At 57.9% G+C, this 17,822-nt stretch carries 14 protein-coding genes; 12 read left to right on the plus strand and 2 right to left on the minus strand.

What is annotated here, in order from left to right; all coding sequences use genetic code 11:
• Positions 1-2: 2 nt before the first annotated feature.
• Positions 3-1,676 (minus strand): DNA repair protein RecN, encoded by a 1,674-nt coding sequence (gene recN / locus MJP36_RS06505; protein ID WP_060752275.1) that lies wholly within the window; start codon positions 1,674-1,676, stop codon positions 3-5.
• Positions 1,677-1,930: 254 nt separating this feature from the next.
• Between recN and grpE the strand changes: the two genes are divergently transcribed.
• The 8 genes from grpE to MJP36_RS06545 all read left to right on the plus strand — a co-directional run bounded on the left by grpE (position 1,931) and on the right by MJP36_RS06545 (position 12,399).
• On the plus strand, positions 1,931-2,491 hold the full coding sequence (gene grpE, locus MJP36_RS06510; RefSeq protein ID WP_244385071.1) for a nucleotide exchange factor GrpE: 561 nt from the start codon (positions 1,931-1,933) through the stop codon (positions 2,489-2,491).
• A gap of 102 nt (positions 2,492-2,593) precedes the next feature.
• Positions 2,594-4,510, plus strand: a complete 1,917-nt coding sequence (dnaK, locus tag MJP36_RS06515) for a molecular chaperone DnaK (RefSeq protein WP_060752273.1) — start codon at positions 2,594-2,596, stop codon at positions 4,508-4,510.
• A gap of 318 nt (positions 4,511-4,828) precedes the next feature.
• A complete protein-coding gene (gene dnaJ, locus MJP36_RS06520) occupies positions 4,829-5,953 on the plus strand; it encodes a molecular chaperone DnaJ (protein ID WP_060752272.1) in 1,125 nt (374 codons plus the stop codon).
• Between the two features lie 10 nt (positions 5,954-5,963).
• Complete coding sequence (gene dapB / locus MJP36_RS06525) at positions 5,964-6,770, plus strand: 4-hydroxy-tetrahydrodipicolinate reductase (protein ID WP_090365776.1); 807 nt, start codon at positions 5,964-5,966, stop codon at positions 6,768-6,770.
• Between the two features lie 259 nt (positions 6,771-7,029).
• Positions 7,030-8,166, plus strand: coding sequence for a glutamine-hydrolyzing carbamoyl-phosphate synthase small subunit (gene carA, locus MJP36_RS06530; protein WP_244385072.1), 1,137 nt, complete (start codon positions 7,030-7,032; stop codon positions 8,164-8,166).
• Positions 8,167-8,271: 105 nt separating this feature from the next.
• Positions 8,272-11,493, plus strand: coding sequence for a carbamoyl-phosphate synthase large subunit (carB, locus tag MJP36_RS06535; RefSeq protein ID WP_060752269.1), 3,222 nt, complete (start codon positions 8,272-8,274; stop codon positions 11,491-11,493).
• Positions 11,490-11,966 carry a transcription elongation factor GreA gene (greA, locus tag MJP36_RS06540; protein ID WP_060752268.1) on the plus strand — a complete coding sequence of 159 codons (477 nt, stop codon included), beginning with the start codon at positions 11,490-11,492 and terminating at the stop codon, positions 11,964-11,966. The genes carB and greA overlap by 4 nt, the downstream gene beginning before the upstream one ends.
• A 28-nt stretch (positions 11,967-11,994) precedes the next feature.
• Positions 11,995-12,399, plus strand: a complete 405-nt coding sequence (locus MJP36_RS06545) for a hypothetical protein (protein ID WP_060752267.1) — start codon at positions 11,995-11,997, stop codon at positions 12,397-12,399.
• A 6-nt stretch (positions 12,400-12,405) separates the two neighbouring features.
• Here the strand turns inward: MJP36_RS06545 and MJP36_RS06550 are convergent, their stop codons facing one another.
• Entirely contained in the window at positions 12,406-12,714 is a 309-nt protein-coding gene (locus MJP36_RS06550) for a YhbY family RNA-binding protein (protein WP_010206607.1), read from the minus strand.
• 107 nt (positions 12,715-12,821) lie between these two features.
• Between MJP36_RS06550 and rlmE the strand changes: the two genes are divergently transcribed.
• The 4 genes from rlmE to glmM all read left to right on the plus strand — a co-directional run bounded on the left by rlmE (position 12,822) and on the right by glmM (position 17,800).
• Complete coding sequence (rlmE, locus tag MJP36_RS06555; RefSeq protein ID WP_010206606.1) at positions 12,822-13,472, plus strand: 23S rRNA (uridine(2552)-2'-O)-methyltransferase RlmE; 651 nt, start codon at positions 12,822-12,824, stop codon at positions 13,470-13,472.
• Between the two features lie 200 nt (positions 13,473-13,672).
• The gene (gene ftsH, locus MJP36_RS06560; protein ID WP_060752266.1) at positions 13,673-15,583 is read left to right on the plus strand and encodes an ATP-dependent zinc metalloprotease FtsH; all 1,911 of its coding nucleotides are present in this window, start codon (positions 13,673-13,675) and stop codon (positions 15,581-15,583) included.
• Positions 15,584-15,591: 8 nt separating this feature from the next.
• On the plus strand, positions 15,592-16,446 hold the full coding sequence (gene folP / locus MJP36_RS06565; protein ID WP_161548376.1) for a dihydropteroate synthase: 855 nt from the start codon (positions 15,592-15,594) through the stop codon (positions 16,444-16,446).
• A gap of 16 nt (positions 16,447-16,462) precedes the next feature.
• Positions 16,463-17,800: a phosphoglucosamine mutase gene (gene glmM, locus MJP36_RS06570; RefSeq protein WP_090365786.1), complete on the plus strand. Its 1,338-nt coding sequence runs from the start codon at positions 16,463-16,465 to the stop codon at positions 17,798-17,800.
• The last annotated feature ends 22 nt before the right edge of the window (positions 17,801-17,822 follow it).

The following is a 17,822-nucleotide window of genomic DNA, read 5'->3' on the forward strand; positions in this document are numbered from 1 at the left end:
GGCTAAGCCTTGGCGGCTACCACCATTTTCTTGGCGTGAGCCAAGGACTCTTTGGTCAAGTCTATACCGCCCAACATGCGTGCCACTTCTTCCACGCGTTCCGATTTGTTCAGCTTGGACACTGCGGTATGCGTTGCATCACTGCCCCGCACTTTATGTACAAACAGGTGCTGATGCCCTTGGGCAGCTACCTGCGGCAAGTGGGTCACCGTCAGCACCTGGCCGCGATCTCCCAAACGTCGCAACAGCTGACCAACAATCTCAGCAGTCGGCCCGCCGATCCCAACGTCCACTTCGTCGAACACCAGGGTGGGGACGCGTGAGGTCTGGGCCGTTATCACCTGTATGGCCAGGCTGATGCGCGACAGCTCGCCGCCGGACGCCACTTTGGCCAGTGCCTTGAGCGGTTGCCCTGGGTTGGCGCTCACCAGCAGCTCTACCTGCTCCAGGCCGTGGGGTTGCAGTTCATTAGTAGCGTTGGTGCGCAACTCGATGGTAAAGCGACCGCCCGGCATGCCCAGGCGCTGGATTTCCTGTTCCACCGCAGCGGCCAGGCCAGTGGCCGCTTGACGGCGCAGGTCACTGAGTTCTCGTGCTTTCTCCTGGTAATGACGGGCAAACGAAGCGAGCTCTTCACCCAGGCGTTCGATGGATTCGTCATTTGCGTTGAGGGTTTCGATTTCATCCAGCAATTTCTGCTGCATCGTCGCCACTTCAGTGGGTTGGATCCGGTGTTTGCGCGCCAGGGTGTAGATGGTGTCCAGGCGTTCTTCTATTTCCTGGAGGCGAGCAGGGTCGGCATCAAAGTGATCCAGGAAGCGATTCAGTTCGCCCACTGCCTCCTCAACCTGGATCTGTGCGCTGGTCAGCAGGGTGGTGGCTTCGCTCAATGAGCCGGAAGCGCTGTTTACGCTGGACAGTCGATTGAGGCTGGCCGTGAGTGCATTGAGCACATTGCCCGAATCACTTTCGCTGCACTGCTCCACTACCTGGCGACAAATGCCCAGCAGGGTTTCTGCGTTGGTGAGGTTCTTGTGTTCCTGTTCCAGTTGCTCCAGCTCCGTCTCGCCCAGGCCCAGGCTTTCCAGTTCTTCAAGTTGATAGCTGAGTAACTGGTGGCGAGCGCGTTGTTCGTCGCCGGAGTTGGACAGGCGCTCCAGCTCCTGGCGGGTCTGGCGCCAGCGTTGGGCGGCAAGCTGCACTTGGCGGGCCAGGTCGGTAGCCCCGGCGTATTCGTCCAGCAGGCGACGGTGGGTATCGGTTTTCAGCAGGGATTGATGTTCGTGCTGGCTGTGGATGTCGATCAGCAGCTCGCCCAGCGCTTTCAGGTCACCAAGGGGGCAGGGCGTGCCGTTGATGTAGCCGCGTGAACGCCCTTCGGCGGTGATGACCCGGCGCAGGATGCATGGGCCTTCGTTATTGAGGTCGCGTTCAGCCAGCCAGGCTTCCGCTTCCGGGATGTCCGCCAGATCAAAGGTGGCCAGGATATCGGCCTTGTCCGCGCCGGGGCGGACCACGCCGCTGTCGGCTCGGTCGCCCAGGGTCAGGCCCAGCGCGTCGAGCATGATCGACTTGCCGGCGCCGGTTTCGCCTGTGATTACGCTCATTCCGCGATCCAGCTCAAGATCAAGGTGTTCAACAATGGCGTAGTTATGTACGGACAGGTGCACCAGCATGACGGCAGCTCCCAGGCTTTAGGTCTGGTTATTTATACAGTGTTTTGTTCGGGCCTGACAATCCTGGCGCTTAGCTCGATTTGCTTGAGTATTGTTTTTTCTTAGTGCGATACGGAATGGATGCGACGGAAATGCTCCCGGGCCTGTGAAAGACTTTTGGTAACGCCTGCGCCCTTGAACCTGGAAATTGTGACCCCATATACCGGAACAGAAGCGCGAGTCGAGTTCGCGCATGATTTTGAAAGGAGAAATCTATGGCTGACGAACAGACGCAGGATACGCAAACTCCAGACGCCAATTCGGCTGTCGGCGATGAGCTGGCAACTCGTGTAAAAGTGCTTGAAGAGCAATTGGCCGCTGCGCAGGATCAGTCTTTGCGTGTTGCCGCCGATCTGCAGAACGTCCGCCGCCGTGCCGAGCAGGATGTAGAAAAGGCTCACAAGTTCGCGCTGGAAAAATTTGCCGGCGATTTGCTGCCGATTATCGACAGCCTGGAGCGTGGCCTTGAGCTGTCCAACCCGGACGACGAAAACATCCGTGCGATGCGTGAAGGGATCGAGCTGACCCTGAAAATGTTCCAGGACACCCTGAAGCGTTATCAGTTGGAAGCGATCGATCCACAGGGCGGCGAGCCGTTCAACGCCGAGCATCACCAGGCCATGGCCATGCAAGAGAGCCATGACCTTGAGCCTAACAGTGTGTTGAAAGTGTTCCAGAAGGGTTACCTGCTTAACGGTCGCTTGCTGCGCCCGGCAATGGTGGTGGTGAGCAAGGCTCCTGCACCCGTTTCACCTTCTATTGATGAGCAGGCTTGAAATCAGTCGTAACGGCCCCATCTATAAGTCAAGCGTTTAAGTGCTACCGCGGTTAGCCACCACTGCTGCGGCATCCAAATTCAAGTTTCGGGAGAGTAAATCATGGGCAAAATTATCGGTATCGACCTGGGGACTACCAACTCCTGCGTCTCCGTGCTGGAAAACGGCGTTGCAAAAGTCATTGAAAACGCCGAAGGCGCGCGTACCACGCCGTCGATCATTGCATACGCCAACGACGGTGAAATCCTCGTCGGCCAGTCGGCCAAGCGTCAGGCCGTGACTAACCCGCATAACACGCTGTATGCGGTAAAACGTCTGATCGGTCGTAAGTTCGACGAAGAAGTCGTACAGAAAGACATCAAGATGGTGCCTTACAAAATCGCCAAGGCTGACAACGGTGACGCCTGGGTTGAAGTAAACGGCAACAAGATGTCTGCACCGCAAATCTCGGCTGAAGTCTTGAAAAAGATGAAGAAGACTGCCGAAGATTACCTGGGTGAAACCGTGACTGAAGCGGTGATCACCGTTCCGGCCTACTTCAACGACAGCCAGCGCCAGGCGACCAAAGACGCCGGCCGCATCGCGGGCCTGGATGTAAAACGTATCATCAACGAACCTACTGCGGCGGCTCTGGCCTACGGTATGGACAAGGCCAAAGGCGACCACACTGTGATCGTTTATGACCTGGGTGGCGGTACCTTCGACGTTTCCGTGATCGAGATCGCGGAAGTCGACGGCGAGCACCAGTTCGAAGTGTTGGCCACCAACGGTGACACGTTCCTGGGTGGTGAAGACTTTGACATTCGTCTGATCGACTACCTCGTTGACGAATTCAAGAAAGAAAGTGGCATGAACCTCAAGGGTGACCCGCTGGCCATGCAGCGCCTGAAAGAAGCCGCTGAGAAAGCCAAGATCGAGCTGTCCTCGAGCATGTCGACCGACGTGAACCTGCCGTACATCACTGCAGACGCCACCGGTCCGAAGCACTTGAACGTGAAGATCTCGCGCGCCAAGTTGGAAGCGCTGGTTGAAGACCTGGTTCAGCGCACCATCGAACCTTGCCGCATCGCCCTGAAAGACGCAGGTATCGACGTTGGCTCCATCAACGACGTGATCCTGGTGGGCGGTCAGACCCGTATGCCACTGGTACAGCAGAAAGTCACCGAGTTCTTCGGCAAGGAAGCACGTAAAGACGTGAACCCTGACGAAGCGGTTGCCATGGGTGCTGCTATTCAGGGCGCGGTACTGGCTGGTGACGTGAAAGACGTACTGCTGCTGGACGTCAGCCCGCTGACCCTGGGTATCGAAACCATGGGCGGCGTGATGACTGCGCTGATCGAGAAAAACACCACGATTCCTACCAAGAAATCGCAAGTGTTCTCGACTGCCGACGACAACCAGGGCGCCGTGACTATTCACGTGCTGCAAGGTGAGCGTAAGCAGGCGGCACAGAACAAATCCCTGGGCAAGTTCGACCTGTCCGAGATTCCACCAGCACCACGTGGCGTGCCACAAATCGAAGTGACCTTCGACATCGACGCCAACGGTATCCTGCACGTCGGTGCGAAAGACAAGGCGACCGGCAAAGAGCAGAAGATCACCATCAAGGCCAACTCCGGCCTGTCTGATGAAGAAATTCAACAGATGATTCGTGATGCCGAAGCCAATGCCGACGCGGACGCCAAGTTTGCAGAATTGGCCGGTGCGCGTAACCAAGGTGATGCCCTGGTTCACTCGACCCGCAAAATGGTCGCTGATGCTGGCGATAAAGTGACTGCTGAAGAGAAAACTGCAATCGAAGCTGCCGTGGTTGCCCTGGAAGCCGCTGTCAAAGGCGACGACAAGGCTGCCATCGAAGCCAAGATCGAAGAGCTGTCGAAAGTCTCCGCGCCAGTCGCTCAGAAAATGTACGCCGAACAACAGGCCCAGCCTGAAGGCGGCGCGCAACACGCTGAGCCTGAAGCCAAGCACGACGACGTTGTCGATGCTGAGTTCGAAGAAGTCAAAGACAACAAGTAAGTTGGTCGTCCGGTTGACCGCTATCAAGCGGTGACTGGTAGGATGTCGCCGCGCGGGAGCTTGCTCCCGCGTTGGCGTGTCTGGGGTACGCGAATTTTTACAGTATGCGACAGCGTTCGGATGCTGGCGGTGTGATCGGGAATGCTCCTGCTTCCCGAGCAGTAAATACCGCGTTTTTGATCGGGGCTCCGGTTAAAAAGTAGTAATGACCAGGATCGTTGAATTGACGTGAGTTGGGTCCGGGCCTGTATTGGGGCTCAACGAGTTTGGCAAGGCTCAGGAGGGTCTGGCTGAACGTCCTTAAGAGTGCAAAGACTTATGGCAAAGCGTGACTATTACGAAGTATTGGGTGTGGAGCGCAGCTCCAGCGAGTCGGACCTGAAGAAGGCCTACCGTCGCCTGGCGATGAAGCATCACCCGGACCGTAATCCGGATAGCAAGGAATCCGAAGAACTGTTCAAAGAGGCTAACGAAGCCTACGAATGCCTATCTGACCCTAACAAGCGTGCGGCCTACGACCAGTACGGCCATGCCGGCGTCGATCCGAGCATGGGCGGTGGTGGCGCCGGTTTTGGTGGTCAGAACTTCTCCGATATCTTCGGCGATGTCTTCAGCGACTTCTTTGGTGGTGGCCGTGGTGGCCAGCGTGGCGGTGCCCAGCGCGGCAGCGATCTGCGCTACACCCTGGAACTGAACCTGGAAGAAGCCGTACGCGGTACCAGTGTCAATATCCGTGTGCCGACGCTTGTCAACTGCAAGCCGTGTGATGGCTCGGGTGCCAAGAAGGGCTCCTCGCCGATTACTTGCCCGACCTGTGGGGGGATCGGCCAGGTACGCATGCAGCAAGGTTTCTTCTCGGTGCAGCAGACCTGCCCGCGCTGCCATGGCCAGGGCAAGATCATTTCCGACCCGTGCGACTCCTGCCACGGCGAAGGGCGTGTCGAAGAGTACAAGACCCTGTCGGTGAAAGTGCCGGCGGGTGTGGATACCGGTGATCGTATTCGCCTGTCGGGCGAGGGCGAGGCGGGTACTCAGGGCGGCCCTACGGGTGACTTGTACGTGGTGATCAACGTGCGTGAGCACTCGATCTTCCAGCGTGATGGCAAGCACCTGTTCTGTGAAGTGCCGATCAGTTTTGTCGATGCGGCTTTGGGTGGCGAGATCGAGATTCCGACACTTGATGGGCGTGTGAAACTCAAGATTCCTGAAGGCACGCAGACCGGCAAACAGTTCCGCATCCGTGGCAAAGGCGTTGCGCCGGTGCGCGGCGGTGGCGCGGGTGACCTGATGTGCCGTGTGGCGGTGGAAACGCCGGTCAACCTGAATCGCCGTCAGCGTGAATTGCTTGAAGAATTCCGCAGTTCGTTGGAGGGGGATCACTCCCACTCTCCGAAGACCACTGGCTTTTTCGATGGCGTGAAGCGCTTCTTCGGCGACCTGTAAGGAAGTGATTATGCGACGTATAGCCGTAATGGGCGCTGCAGGGCGCATGGGCAAGACGCTGGTCGAGGCGGTGCAGCAGCGCTCACCGGCTTCCGGGCTGACCGCGGCCATCGTGCGCCCCGGTAGCACGCTGATCGGTGCGGATGCCGGTGAGCTGGCCTCGTTGGGGCGTATCGGCGTTTCGCTGTCCGGCAACCTGGAACAGGTGGCTGACGAGTTCGACGTATTGATCGATTTCACCCTGCCGGACGTCATGCTGAAGAACCTGGCGTTCTGCCGCAAGGCCGGCAAGGCCATGGTGATCGGTACCACGGGCTTGAGTGCCGAGCAGAAGCAGTTGTTGGTGGAGGCGGGCAAGGATATTCCTATCGTCTTCGCCGCCAATTTCAGCGTGGGTGTGAACCTTTCGCTCAAGCTGCTGGATCTGGCGGCTCGCGTGCTGGGTGATGAGGCGGATATCGAGATTATCGAGACTCATCACCGCCACAAGATCGATGCGCCGTCCGGTACCGCGCTGCGTATGGGTGAGGCAATTGCCGATGCGTTGGGGCGTGATTTGTCGAAAGTCGCCGTTTACGGTCGTGAAGGCCATACCGGTGCGCGCGCGCATGACACCATCGGGTTTGCCACGGTTCGCGGTGGTGATGTGGTGGGAGATCACACTGTGTTGTTCGCCGCTGAAGGCGAGCGCCTGGAAATCACTCACAAGGCGTCCAGCCGTATGACGTTCGCCAAGGGCGCGGTACGTGCCGCGCTTTGGCTGGAAGGGCGTGAGCCTGGCCTTTACGACATGCGTGACGTGCTGGATCTGCACTAATCAGTAGCTAAAAGGGGGCCTCAAGCTTATGCTTAGGCCCCGTTTTTACCCGCTAGGCGACGTCCTGTCGCATTCCCCTGCCTTTAAGGCTCATTAGCGGTGGACCAAAAAAGCCTTTTTCTGTAAGCTACAGCTTTAGTGTGTCCACTAAAAGCGCGCAGAATAATTCAGTGAACAAGCGGGGTGACGTGTCCATACGTCACTCCGCTTTTTTACAACCTGCGATCGCCCTTTCAGGCTTTATTTACGGGAGGTCTTCTTGACTAAGCCAGCCATACTCGCCCTTGCTGATGGCAGCATTTTTCGCGGCGATGCCATTGGAGCCGACGGTCAAACCGTTGGAGAGGTAGTGTTCAACACTGCCATGACCGGCTATCAGGAAATCCTTACTGATCCTTCCTACGCCCAGCAGATCGTTACCCTGACCTATCCGCACATCGGCAACACCGGTACTACACCGGAAGACGTCGAGTCTGATCGTGTCTGGTCGGCGGGTCTGGTGATTCGTGACCTGCCACTGGTTGCGAGCAACTGGCGTAACACGATGTCGCTGTCCGATTACCTGAAAGCCAACAACGTTGTGGCGATCGCCGGTATCGACACTCGCCGCCTCACACGCATCCTGCGTGAAAAAGGCTCGCAGAACGGCTGCATCATGGTCGGTGACAATATCTCCGAAGAGGCAGCGATTGCCGCGGCGCAAGGTTTCCCTGGCCTGAAAGGCATGGACCTGGCGAAGGTCGTCAGCGTCAAAGAGAAGTACGAGTGGCGCTCCACGGTCTGGGATTTGAAGACTGATGACCATGCGGCCATCGAAGCCGCTGAGTTGCCTTACCACGTAGTGGCCTACGACTACGGCGTCAAGTACAACATCCTGCGCATGCTGGTCGAGCGCGGCTGCCGCGTGACGGTGGTTCCGGCGCAAACCCCGGCCAGCGATGTGCTCGCCCTGCAACCGGATGGCGTGTTCCTGTCCAACGGCCCGGGTGACCCCGAGCCATGCGACTACGCTATCCAGGCAATCAAGGACGTGCTGGAAACCGAGATTCCGGTATTCGGTATCTGCCTGGGCCACCAGTTGCTGGCCCTGGCCTCCGGCGCCAAGACCCTGAAAATGGGCCACGGCCACCACGGTGCCAACCACCCGGTACAAGACCTGGACACGGGCGTTGTGATGATCACCAGCCAGAACCACGGTTTTGCGGTGGATGAGGCAACCTTGCCGAGCAACGTCCGCGCTATTCACAAGTCGCTGTTCGACGGTTCCCTGCAGGGTATCGAGCGCACCGACAAGAGCGCGTTCAGCTTCCAGGGCCATCCTGAGGCCAGCCCGGGCCCGAACGACGTCGCGCCGCTGTTCGACCGTTTCATCAATGAGATGGCCAAGCGACGCTGACTGAGCGGCTTGCGGGCGGCCCCGGACCTCGGTGGCCCCCGCAGGCGCTTCAAAGATTGTTCAAGACGGCTTGCCGACTGACCTGCGGATTTGAGTGACAAACCCATGCCAAAACGTACAGACATAAAAAGCATCCTGATTCTCGGCGCTGGCCCGATCGTGATCGGCCAGGCCTGCGAATTCGACTACTCCGGCGCCCAGGCTTGTAAAGCACTGCGCGAAGAGGGTTACCGCGTCATCCTGGTGAACTCCAACCCGGCCACCATCATGACCGACCCGGCCATGGCCGACGCTACCTACATCGAACCGATCAAGTGGCAGACCGTTGCCAAGATCATCGAGAAAGAGCGTCCGGACGCACTGTTGCCGACCATGGGCGGCCAGACTGCTCTGAACTGCGCCCTGGACCTGGAGCGCGAAGGCGTCCTGGAGAAATTCGGCGTAGAGATGATCGGTGCCAATGCCGACACCATCGACAAGGCTGAAGACCGTTCGCGTTTCGACAAGGCCATGAAGTCCATCGGCCTGGCATGCCCACGTTCGGGTATCGCTCATAGCATGGAAGAAGCCAATGCGGTCCTCGAGACCCTGGGTTTCCCGTGCATCATCCGTCCATCCTTCACCATGGGTGGCACCGGTGGCGGTATCGCCTACAACCGTGAAGAGTTCGAAGAAATCTGCTCCCGTGGTCTGGACCTGTCGCCGACCAAAGAGCTGCTGATCGACGAATCCCTGATCGGTTGGAAAGAGTACGAGATGGAGGTTGTCCGCGATAAAAAGGACAACTGCATCATCGTCTGCTCTATCGAAAACTTCGACCCGATGGGCGTGCACACCGGTGACTCGATCACCGTGGCTCCGGCACAGACCCTGACCGACAAGGAATACCAGATCCTGCGTAACGCCTCCCTGGCGGTACTGCGCGAGATCGGCGTGGAAACCGGTGGTTCCAACGTACAGTTCGGCATCTGCCCGAACACCGGCCGCATGGTCGTGATCGAAATGAACCCGCGTGTATCGCGTTCGTCGGCCCTGGCTTCGAAAGCCACCGGCTTCCCGATTGCCAAGGTCGCGGCCAAGCTGGCTGTGGGTTACACCCTGGACGAGTTGTCGAACGACATCACCGGCGGCAAGACCCCGGCGTCTTTCGAGCCGTCCATCGACTACGTCGTGACCAAGCTGCCACGTTTTGCTTTCGAAAAATTCGCCAAGGCCGACGCGCGCCTGACCACTCAGATGAAGTCTGTGGGTGAAGTCATGGCCATCGGCCGTACCTTCCAGGAATCCCTGCAGAAAGCCCTGCGCGGCCTGGAAGTGGGCGTTTGCGGCCTGGACGAGAAGCTCGACCTGGCCAGCCCGGAAAGCATGAGCGTGCTCAAGCGCGAGCTGACCGTGCCGGGCGCCGAGCGTATCTGGTACGTGGCTGACGCCTTCCGTGCCGGCATGACCGTTGAAGACATCTTCGGCATGAACATGATCGACCCTTGGTTCCTGGTCCAGATTGAAGATCTGATCAAGGAAGAAGAGAAGGTCAAGACCTTGGGCCTGGCCAGCATCGACCGCGACATGATGTTCCGCCTCAAGCGCAAGGGCTTCTCCGACCAGCGCCTGGCCAAATTGCTGGGTGTGACCGAGAAAAACCTGCGCACTCATCGTCACAAGCTGGAGATCTTCCCGGTCTACAAGCGCGTTGACACCTGTGCTGCCGAGTTCTCCACCGACACCGCCTACCTGTACTCCACCTACGAGGAAGAGTGCGAAGCCGCGCCGTCGGGCCGCGACAAGATCATGATCCTGGGTGGTGGTCCGAACCGTATCGGCCAGGGTATCGAGTTCGACTACTGCTGCGTGCACGCCGCCCTCGCTCTGCGCGAAGACGGTTACGAAACCATCATGGTCAACTGCAACCCGGAAACCGTTTCCACCGACTACGACACCTCCGATCGCCTGTACTTCGAGCCAGTGACCCTGGAAGACGTGCTGGAAATCGTGCGCGTCGAGAAGCCTAAAGGCGTGATCGTCCAGTACGGCGGCCAAACCCCGCTGAAGCTGGCGCGTGCCCTGGAAGCTGCCGGCGTGCCGATCATCGGTACCAGCCCTGATGCCATCGACCGCGCTGAAGACCGTGAGCGCTTCCAGCAGATGGTTGAGCGCCTGAACCTGCGTCAGCCACCCAACGCTACTGTGCGCAGCGAAGACGAAGCGATCCGTGCAGCCAGCAAGATCGGCTACCCGCTGGTGGTGCGTCCGTCCTACGTATTGGGCGGTCGTGCGATGGAAATCGTCTACGAAGAAGAAGAACTCAAGCGTTACCTGCGTGATGCGGTGAAAGTGTCCAACGACAGCCCGGTGCTGCTGGATCACTTCCTCAACTGCGCCATCGAGATGGACGTGGACGCTGTTTGCGACGGCACCGACGTAGTGATCGGCGCGATCATGCAGCACATCGAACAGGCCGGTGTTCACTCCGGTGACTCCGCTTGCTCGCTGCCGCCTTATTCGCTGCCGGTACACATCCAGGATGTGATGCGTGAACAGGTCAAGAAAATGGCCCTGGAGCTGGGTGTAGTCGGCTTGATGAACGTACAGTTGGCGCTGCAAGGCGAGGATATCTACGTCATTGAAGTCAACCCGCGTGCTTCGCGTACCGTGCCGTTTGTTTCCAAGTGCATCGGTGTGTCTCTGGCCATGATCGCTGCCCGCGTGATGGCCGGTAAGACCCTGAAGGAAATCGGTTTCACCCAGGAAATCATTCCGAACTTCTACAGCGTGAAAGAGGCGGTGTTCCCATTCGCCAAATTCCCTGGTGTGGACCCGATCCTGGGCCCAGAGATGAAGTCCACCGGTGAGGTGATGGGTGTGGGCGATACCTTCGGTGAAGCTTTCGCCAAGGCCCAGATGGGTGCCAGCGAAGTGCTGCCGACCGGCGGTACTGCGTTTATCAGCGTGCGTGATGATGACAAGCCGCTGGTTGCAGGCGTGGCACGTGATCTGATCAACTTGGGCTTCGAAGTCGTGGCCACTGCCGGGACCGCCAAGCTGATCGAGGCTGCGGGCCTGAAAGTGCGTCGCGTGAACAAGGTGACGGAAGGCCGTCCGCACGTGGTCGACATGATCAAGAATGACGAAGTCACTCTGATCATCAACACCACCGAAGGTCGCCAGTCGATCGCGGACTCTTACTCCATCCGTCGTAACGCCTTGCAGCACAAGATCTACTGCACCACCACTATTGCTGCTGGCGAAGCCATCTGCGAAGCGCTCAAGTTCGGTCCGGAAAAGACCGTGCGTCGCTTGCAGGATCTACACGCAGGATTGAAGGCATGACCAAATACCCAATGACTGTCCAGGGCTTCAAGGCCTTGGAAGAGGAGCACGCCCATCTGACCAAGGTCGTCCGTCCGAAGCTGAGCCAGGACATTGGTACGGCCCGTGAGCTGGGTGACTTGAAGGAGAACGCCGAATACCACGCTGCTCGTGAGCAGCAGGGTATGGTCGAGGCGCGTATTCGCGATATCGAAGGCCGTCTTCAGAACTCGGTGGTTATCGATGTAACGACCATTCCCCATACGGGTAAGGTGATCTTCGGCACCACCGTTGAAATCGCCAACGTCGAGACCGATGAAAGCGTGACTTACCACATCGTGGGTGAGGACGAAGCTGACATCAAGCAGGGCAAGATCTCTGTAGGTTCGCCGATTGCCCGTGCCTTGATTGCCAAGGAAGAGGGTGATGTGGTGGCTGTGAAAACGCCAAGTGGCGTGATCGAGTACGAGATTGTTGAAGTTCGTCACATCTGAAAGACGGCGCCCATTTAGTGTGGGCGCCATGCTTTGGCAGCTTGCCCAGATGCTTTGGGTGGGTGGCCTGTGGCTGTTTCATGTTGGCGTGTTACCGGTGCTGGGCCTGATTGGCCTGGCGCCGTTGCTGATCGATGAGATCGACGGATTGCTCAGTGCGCTGCTGGTGGATTTTGCGGCGGCGTGCGTGACGCTCCAGGTGCTGGTGCTGATCAAGGCCGAAGGCTTGGGGAGTTTATGGCGGGATATTCGCGGCCAACTGCTGTTGGTGGCGCTGTATGCATGCGCAATGTTTTGCGTGGTGCATGTATGGTTGCCGGAAGCGTTGCGCTGGCAGCTATTCAGCTATCTTGTGCTAGGGTTCTGCGGGTTGGTGCTGGTTTTACAGCCGGCGCCAGGGTGGAGTGGCGGGGCGCGCGAAGCGCGCCCGTGACCCTTGTTACTTGAAGCGATGAACGTTCGACAATTGCTTGTTGACGCTGAAATTCTTGCGATACAGCAGCGCCATCTTGCCGATGACCTGAACCAGGTCCGCTTTACCGACCTTGCACAGTTCTGCAATGGCGGCCAGGCGTGCTTCGCGATCAAGGATGTTGACCTTGATTTTGATCAGTTCATGATCGTTCAGTGCGCGTTCAAATTCGGCTAACACACCTTCAGTCAAACCGTTGTCTGCCACAATCAGAACTGGTTTCAGATGGTGGCCAATGGATTTGTACTGTTTCTTCTGCTCTTGAGTGAGCGGCATAATCTGACCCCTGCGTCTGATCTTGTAAAAAAGCGGCGGCCAGTTTACCCGAGCGAGTCCGGGACCGCCCAGTTAATCACGACCCGTTTTATTTTTCGAGGTGGCCCGTGGCCCGTTCCAAAACTAGCCTTAAGTGGCTGCAAGAGCATTTCAACGATCCTTACGTCAAAAAGGCGCAAAAGGATGGCTATCGTTCCCGGGCCAGTTACAAACTGCTGGAGCTCCAGGACAAAGACAAATTGTTTCGCCCCGGCATGAGCGTGATCGACCTCGGGGCTGCCCCGGGTGGCTGGTCCCAGGTGGCCAGTCGTCTGATTGGTGGGCAAGGCCGGTTGATCGCTTCCGACATCCTTGAGATGGACAGCATCCCGGATGTGACCTTCGTGCATGGCGACTTTACCCAGGATGCCGTGCTGGCCGAGATATTGGAGGCTGTGGGAAATTCGCAGGTAGACCTTGTGATTTCCGACATGGCCCCCAATATGAGTGGATTACCGGCTGTTGATATGCCGCGAGCCATGTTTCTCTGCGAGTTGGCACTGGACCTGGCGGGGCGGGTATTGCGTCCGGGTGGTGATTTCCTGGTCAAGGTTTTCCAGGGTGAAGGTTTCGACGAGTACCACAAGAACATCCGCAAGCTGTTCGACAAGGTGCAGATGCGCAAACCAGACTCCTCCCGGGACCGATCTCGCGAGCAGTATCTGTTGGCGCGGGGGTTCCGCGGTATCGAAGGCGCCGCCAGTGATGAGCGTCTTTGAGGTTTTTAAGAGAGCCGATAGGTTTTTTTATATCGCTTTCGTCACGAAGCTTTACGAATATTGTGTAGTCAAAGTTTCACAAAGGGTTACAGACGGCGCCTGCCAGAGTTGTAGGTAATGTAGTAAGTTAGGCCGGTGAATATCATGCGAAGCGCGCGCCAGTAGCGGAGCTTGCTTCAGAGGGTAGTTAATTGAACGATATGGCAAAGAATCTGATCCTGTGGTTGATCATCGCGGCTGTCCTGGTGACGGTGATGAACAACTTCTCCAGCCCTAACGAGCCGCAGACCCTCAACTATTCCGACTTCATCCAGCAAGTTAAGGATGGCAAGGTCGAGCGCGTGGCGGTTGATGGCTACGTGATCACCGGCAAGCGCAACGATGGCGACAGCTTCAAGACCATTCGTCCGGCCATTCAGGATAACGGTCTGATCGGCGACCTGGTGGATAACCACGTGGTTGTCGAAGGCAAGCAGCCTGAACAGCAGAGCATCTGGACTCAACTCCTGGTGGCGAGCTTCCCGATCCTGGTGATTATCGCCGTGTTCATGTTCTTCATGCGCCAGATGCAAGGTGGCGCGGGAGGCAAGGGCGGGCCGATGAGCTTCGGCAAGAGCAAGGCGCGCCTGCTCTCCGAGGACCAAGTGAAAACCACGCTGGCTGACGTTGCCGGTTGCGATGAAGCCAAGGAAGAAGTGGGTGAGCTGGTCGAGTTCCTGCGTGATCCGGGCAAGTTCCAGCGCCTGGGTGGTCGCATCCCTCGTGGCGTGCTGATGGTAGGTCCTCCAGGTACTGGTAAAACCTTGCTCGCCAAGGCGATTGCCGGCGAGGCGAAGGTGCCGTTCTTCACCATTTCCGGTTCCGACTTCGTCGAAATGTTCGTCGGTGTTGGTGCCAGCCGTGTTCGCGATATGTTCGAACAGGCTAAGAAACACGCGCCATGCATCATCTTTATCGACGAAATCGACGCCGTTGGTCGCCATCGTGGTGCTGGCATGGGCGGCGGTCATGATGAGCGTGAGCAGACACTCAACCAGTTGCTGGTCGAGATGGATGGCTTTGAGATGAATGACGGCATCATTGTCATTGCCGCGACCAACCGTCCGGACGTGCTGGACCCTGCGCTGTTGCGTCCGGGGCGTTTCGACCGTCAGGTTGTCGTCGGTCTGCCGGATATTCGTGGCCGCGAGCAGATCCTTAAAGTGCACATGCGCAAAGTACCGATGGGCGATGACGTCGCTCCGGCGGTGATTGCCCGTGGTACTCCAGGCTTCTCCGGTGCTGACTTGGCCAACCTGGTGAACGAAGCTTCATTGTTCGCTGCTCGTACCGGCAAGCGCATCGTCGAAATGAAAGAGTTCGAACTGGCGAAAGACAAGATCATGATGGGCGCAGAGCGCAAAACCATGGTCATGTCCGAAAAAGAGAAGCAGAACACCGCTTATCACGAAGCCGGTCATGCCATTGTCGGTCGCGTTGTGCCTGAGCACGACCCGGTCTACAAAGTATCGATCATTCCTCGTGGCCGGGCGCTGGGTGTCACCATGTTCCTGCCGGAAGAGGATCGTTACAGCCTCTCCAAGCGTGCGTTGATCAGCCAGATCTGCTCGCTGTACGGTGGTCGGATCGCTGAGGAAATGACCCTTGGTTTCGATGGTGTAACCACCGGCGCCTCCAACGACATCATGCGTGCCAGCCAGATTGCGCGGAACATGGTGACCAAGTGGGGCTTGTCGGAAAAACTCGGCCCACTGATGTATGCCGAGGAAGAAGGCGAAGTGTTCCTGGGACGTGGCGGTGGTGGTCAGAATGCCAGCTTCTCCGGCGAGACAGCCAAGCTGATCGACTCCGAAGTGCGCAGCATCATCGACCAGTGCTATGGCACGGCCAAGCAGATCCTGACCGACAATCGCGACAAGCTGGATGCGATGGCTGATGCGCTGATGAAGTATGAAACCATTGATGCCGACCAGATTGACGACATCATGGCCGGGCGCGCACCGCGTGAACCTCGCGATTGGGAGGGTGGTTCGGGTACCTCGGGCACCCCGCCAGTGGTACAGAATGAGCGCCCTGAAACCCCGATCGGCGGCCCGGCAGCTGACCACTAAGGTTTGAAATGACTTCTGCGTTGTCCTCTACCACCCGGTTGCCTTGCGGCAGCCGGGTTCTTGATTTGGCCCATACTCATGTGATGGGTATTCTTAACGTAACCCCCGACTCCTTTTCCGATGGCGGCCGCTTCAGCCAGTCGGATGCCGCATTGCGTCACGCTGAAGCAATGGTGGCTGCGGGGGCGACGCTGATTGATGTCGGCGGTGAGTCGACTCGGCCTGGTGCTCGCGTGGTTTCTCCATTGGAGGAGCTGGAGCGGGTGGCGCCGATCGTCGAGCGTATTGCACGTGAGCTGGATGTGATCATCTCGGTCGATACATCGACTCCGGCTGTGATGCGCGAAACAGCGCGTTTAGGGGCGGGGCTGATCAATGATGTGCGATCTCTTCAACGGGATGGCGCACTGGATGCGGCAGCGGCGACCGGTTTGCCGGTCTGCTTGATGCATATGCTGGGGGAGCCCGGCAATATGCAGGACAGTCCTCATTACAATGACTTGGTCGGTGAGGTCAGTGGGTTTCTTGCTGAGCGTATTGCTCAATGTGCCACTGTGGGAATTCCACCCGAGAAGATCATCCTTGACCCCGGTTTTGGTTTTGCCAAAACGTTACAGCACAATTTGAGTCTGTTTAAGCACATGGAATCCTTGCATGTGCTGGGTCGGCCTTTGTTGGTCGGTGTTTCGCGTAAGAGCATGATAGGGCTGGCCTTGAATCGCCCGGTGGGCGAGCGGCTATATGGCGGTCTTGCGCTTGCAGCGCTCGCAGTGGCCAAGGGCGCGCGTATTTTGCGTGTGCATGACGTCGCAGAGACTGTCGATGTGGTGCGCATGATTGAGGCTGTAGAGTCCGCCAAATAAGAATGATGGAGTATTTATGACTAAAAAGTATTTTGGCACCGACGGCATTCGTGGTCGTGTCGGCGAATTCCCTATTACTCCTGACTTTATGCTGAAGCTGGGTTGGGCGGCAGGTATGGCGTTCCGTAGCATGGGCGCGTGCCGCATCCTGGTAGGCAAGGACACCCGTATTTCAGGTTATATGTTTGAGTCTGCACTGGAGGCCGGTTTGTCCGCCGCAGGTGCCGATGTGATGTTGCTGGGGCCTATGCCGACACCGGCAATCGCTTACCTGACCCGTACATTTCACGCTGAAGCCGGTATCGTGATCAGTGCTTCGCACAATCCTCATGATGACAATGGCATCAAGTTTTTCTCGGGGCAGGGCACGAAGCTGCCGGACGAGATCGAGTTGATGATTGAGGAGTTGCTGGACGCGCCAATGACGGTGGTCGAATCCAGCAAGCTGGGTAAGGTATCGCGTATCAACGACGCCTCTGGCCGTTACATCGAGTTTTGCAAGAGCAGCGTACCCACCAGTACCAATTTCGCTGGGCTGAAGATTGTTGTGGACTGCGCTCATGGGGCCACCTACAAGGTAGCTCCAAGCGTGTTCAAGGAGTTGGGCGCTGATGTGACAGTGCTGTCGGCCCAGCCCAACGGTTTGAACATCAATGAAAACTGTGGCTCCACCCACATGGGGCAGCTGCAGGCCGCAGTTCTTGCGGAGCATGCTGACCTGGGGATCGCTTTTGACGGTGATGGCGACCGGGTTCTGATGGTGGACCACACCGGTGCGGTGGTCGATGGTGATGACCTGTTGTTCATCATTGCTCGCGACCTGCATGAGCGTAATAAGCTGCAAGGGGGGGTCGTCGGTACGCTGATGAGCAACCTTGGCTTGGAATTGGCACTGGCGGATCTGGGAATTCCCTTCGTGCGGGCCAACGTGGGGGATCGCTATGTCATCGCCGAGTTGCTTGAGCGCAACTGGCAGGTGGGTGGTGAGAACTCCGGGCACGTGGTCTGTTTCCATCACACCACCACGGGTGATGCGATTATTGCGGCCTTGCAGGTTTTGCTGTCCCTGCGCCGTCGTGATGAGAGCCTGGCTCAGGCGCGTCAGGCTCTGCGCAAGTGCCCGCAGGTTTTGCTCAATGTGCGTTTCGCTGGGGGTGAAAACCCAATCGAACACCCTTCTGTTAAGGAGGCTTGCGAGCGCGTGACCCTGGCGATGGCGGGGCGTGGCCGTGTGCTGCTGCGTAAGTCCGGCACAGAGCCTTTGGTGCGCGTTATGGTCGAGGGTGATGATGAAAATCAGGTCCGCGGCCATGCCGAAGACCTGGCAAAACTGGTAACTGAAGTTTGCGGCTGAATTCGGCTTGCCAGTGAGGGTG

It is taken from the genome of Pseudomonas palleroniana, assembly GCF_022836895.1.
Lineage (GTDB): Bacteria > Pseudomonadota > Gammaproteobacteria > Pseudomonadales > Pseudomonadaceae > Aquipseudomonas > Aquipseudomonas palleroniana.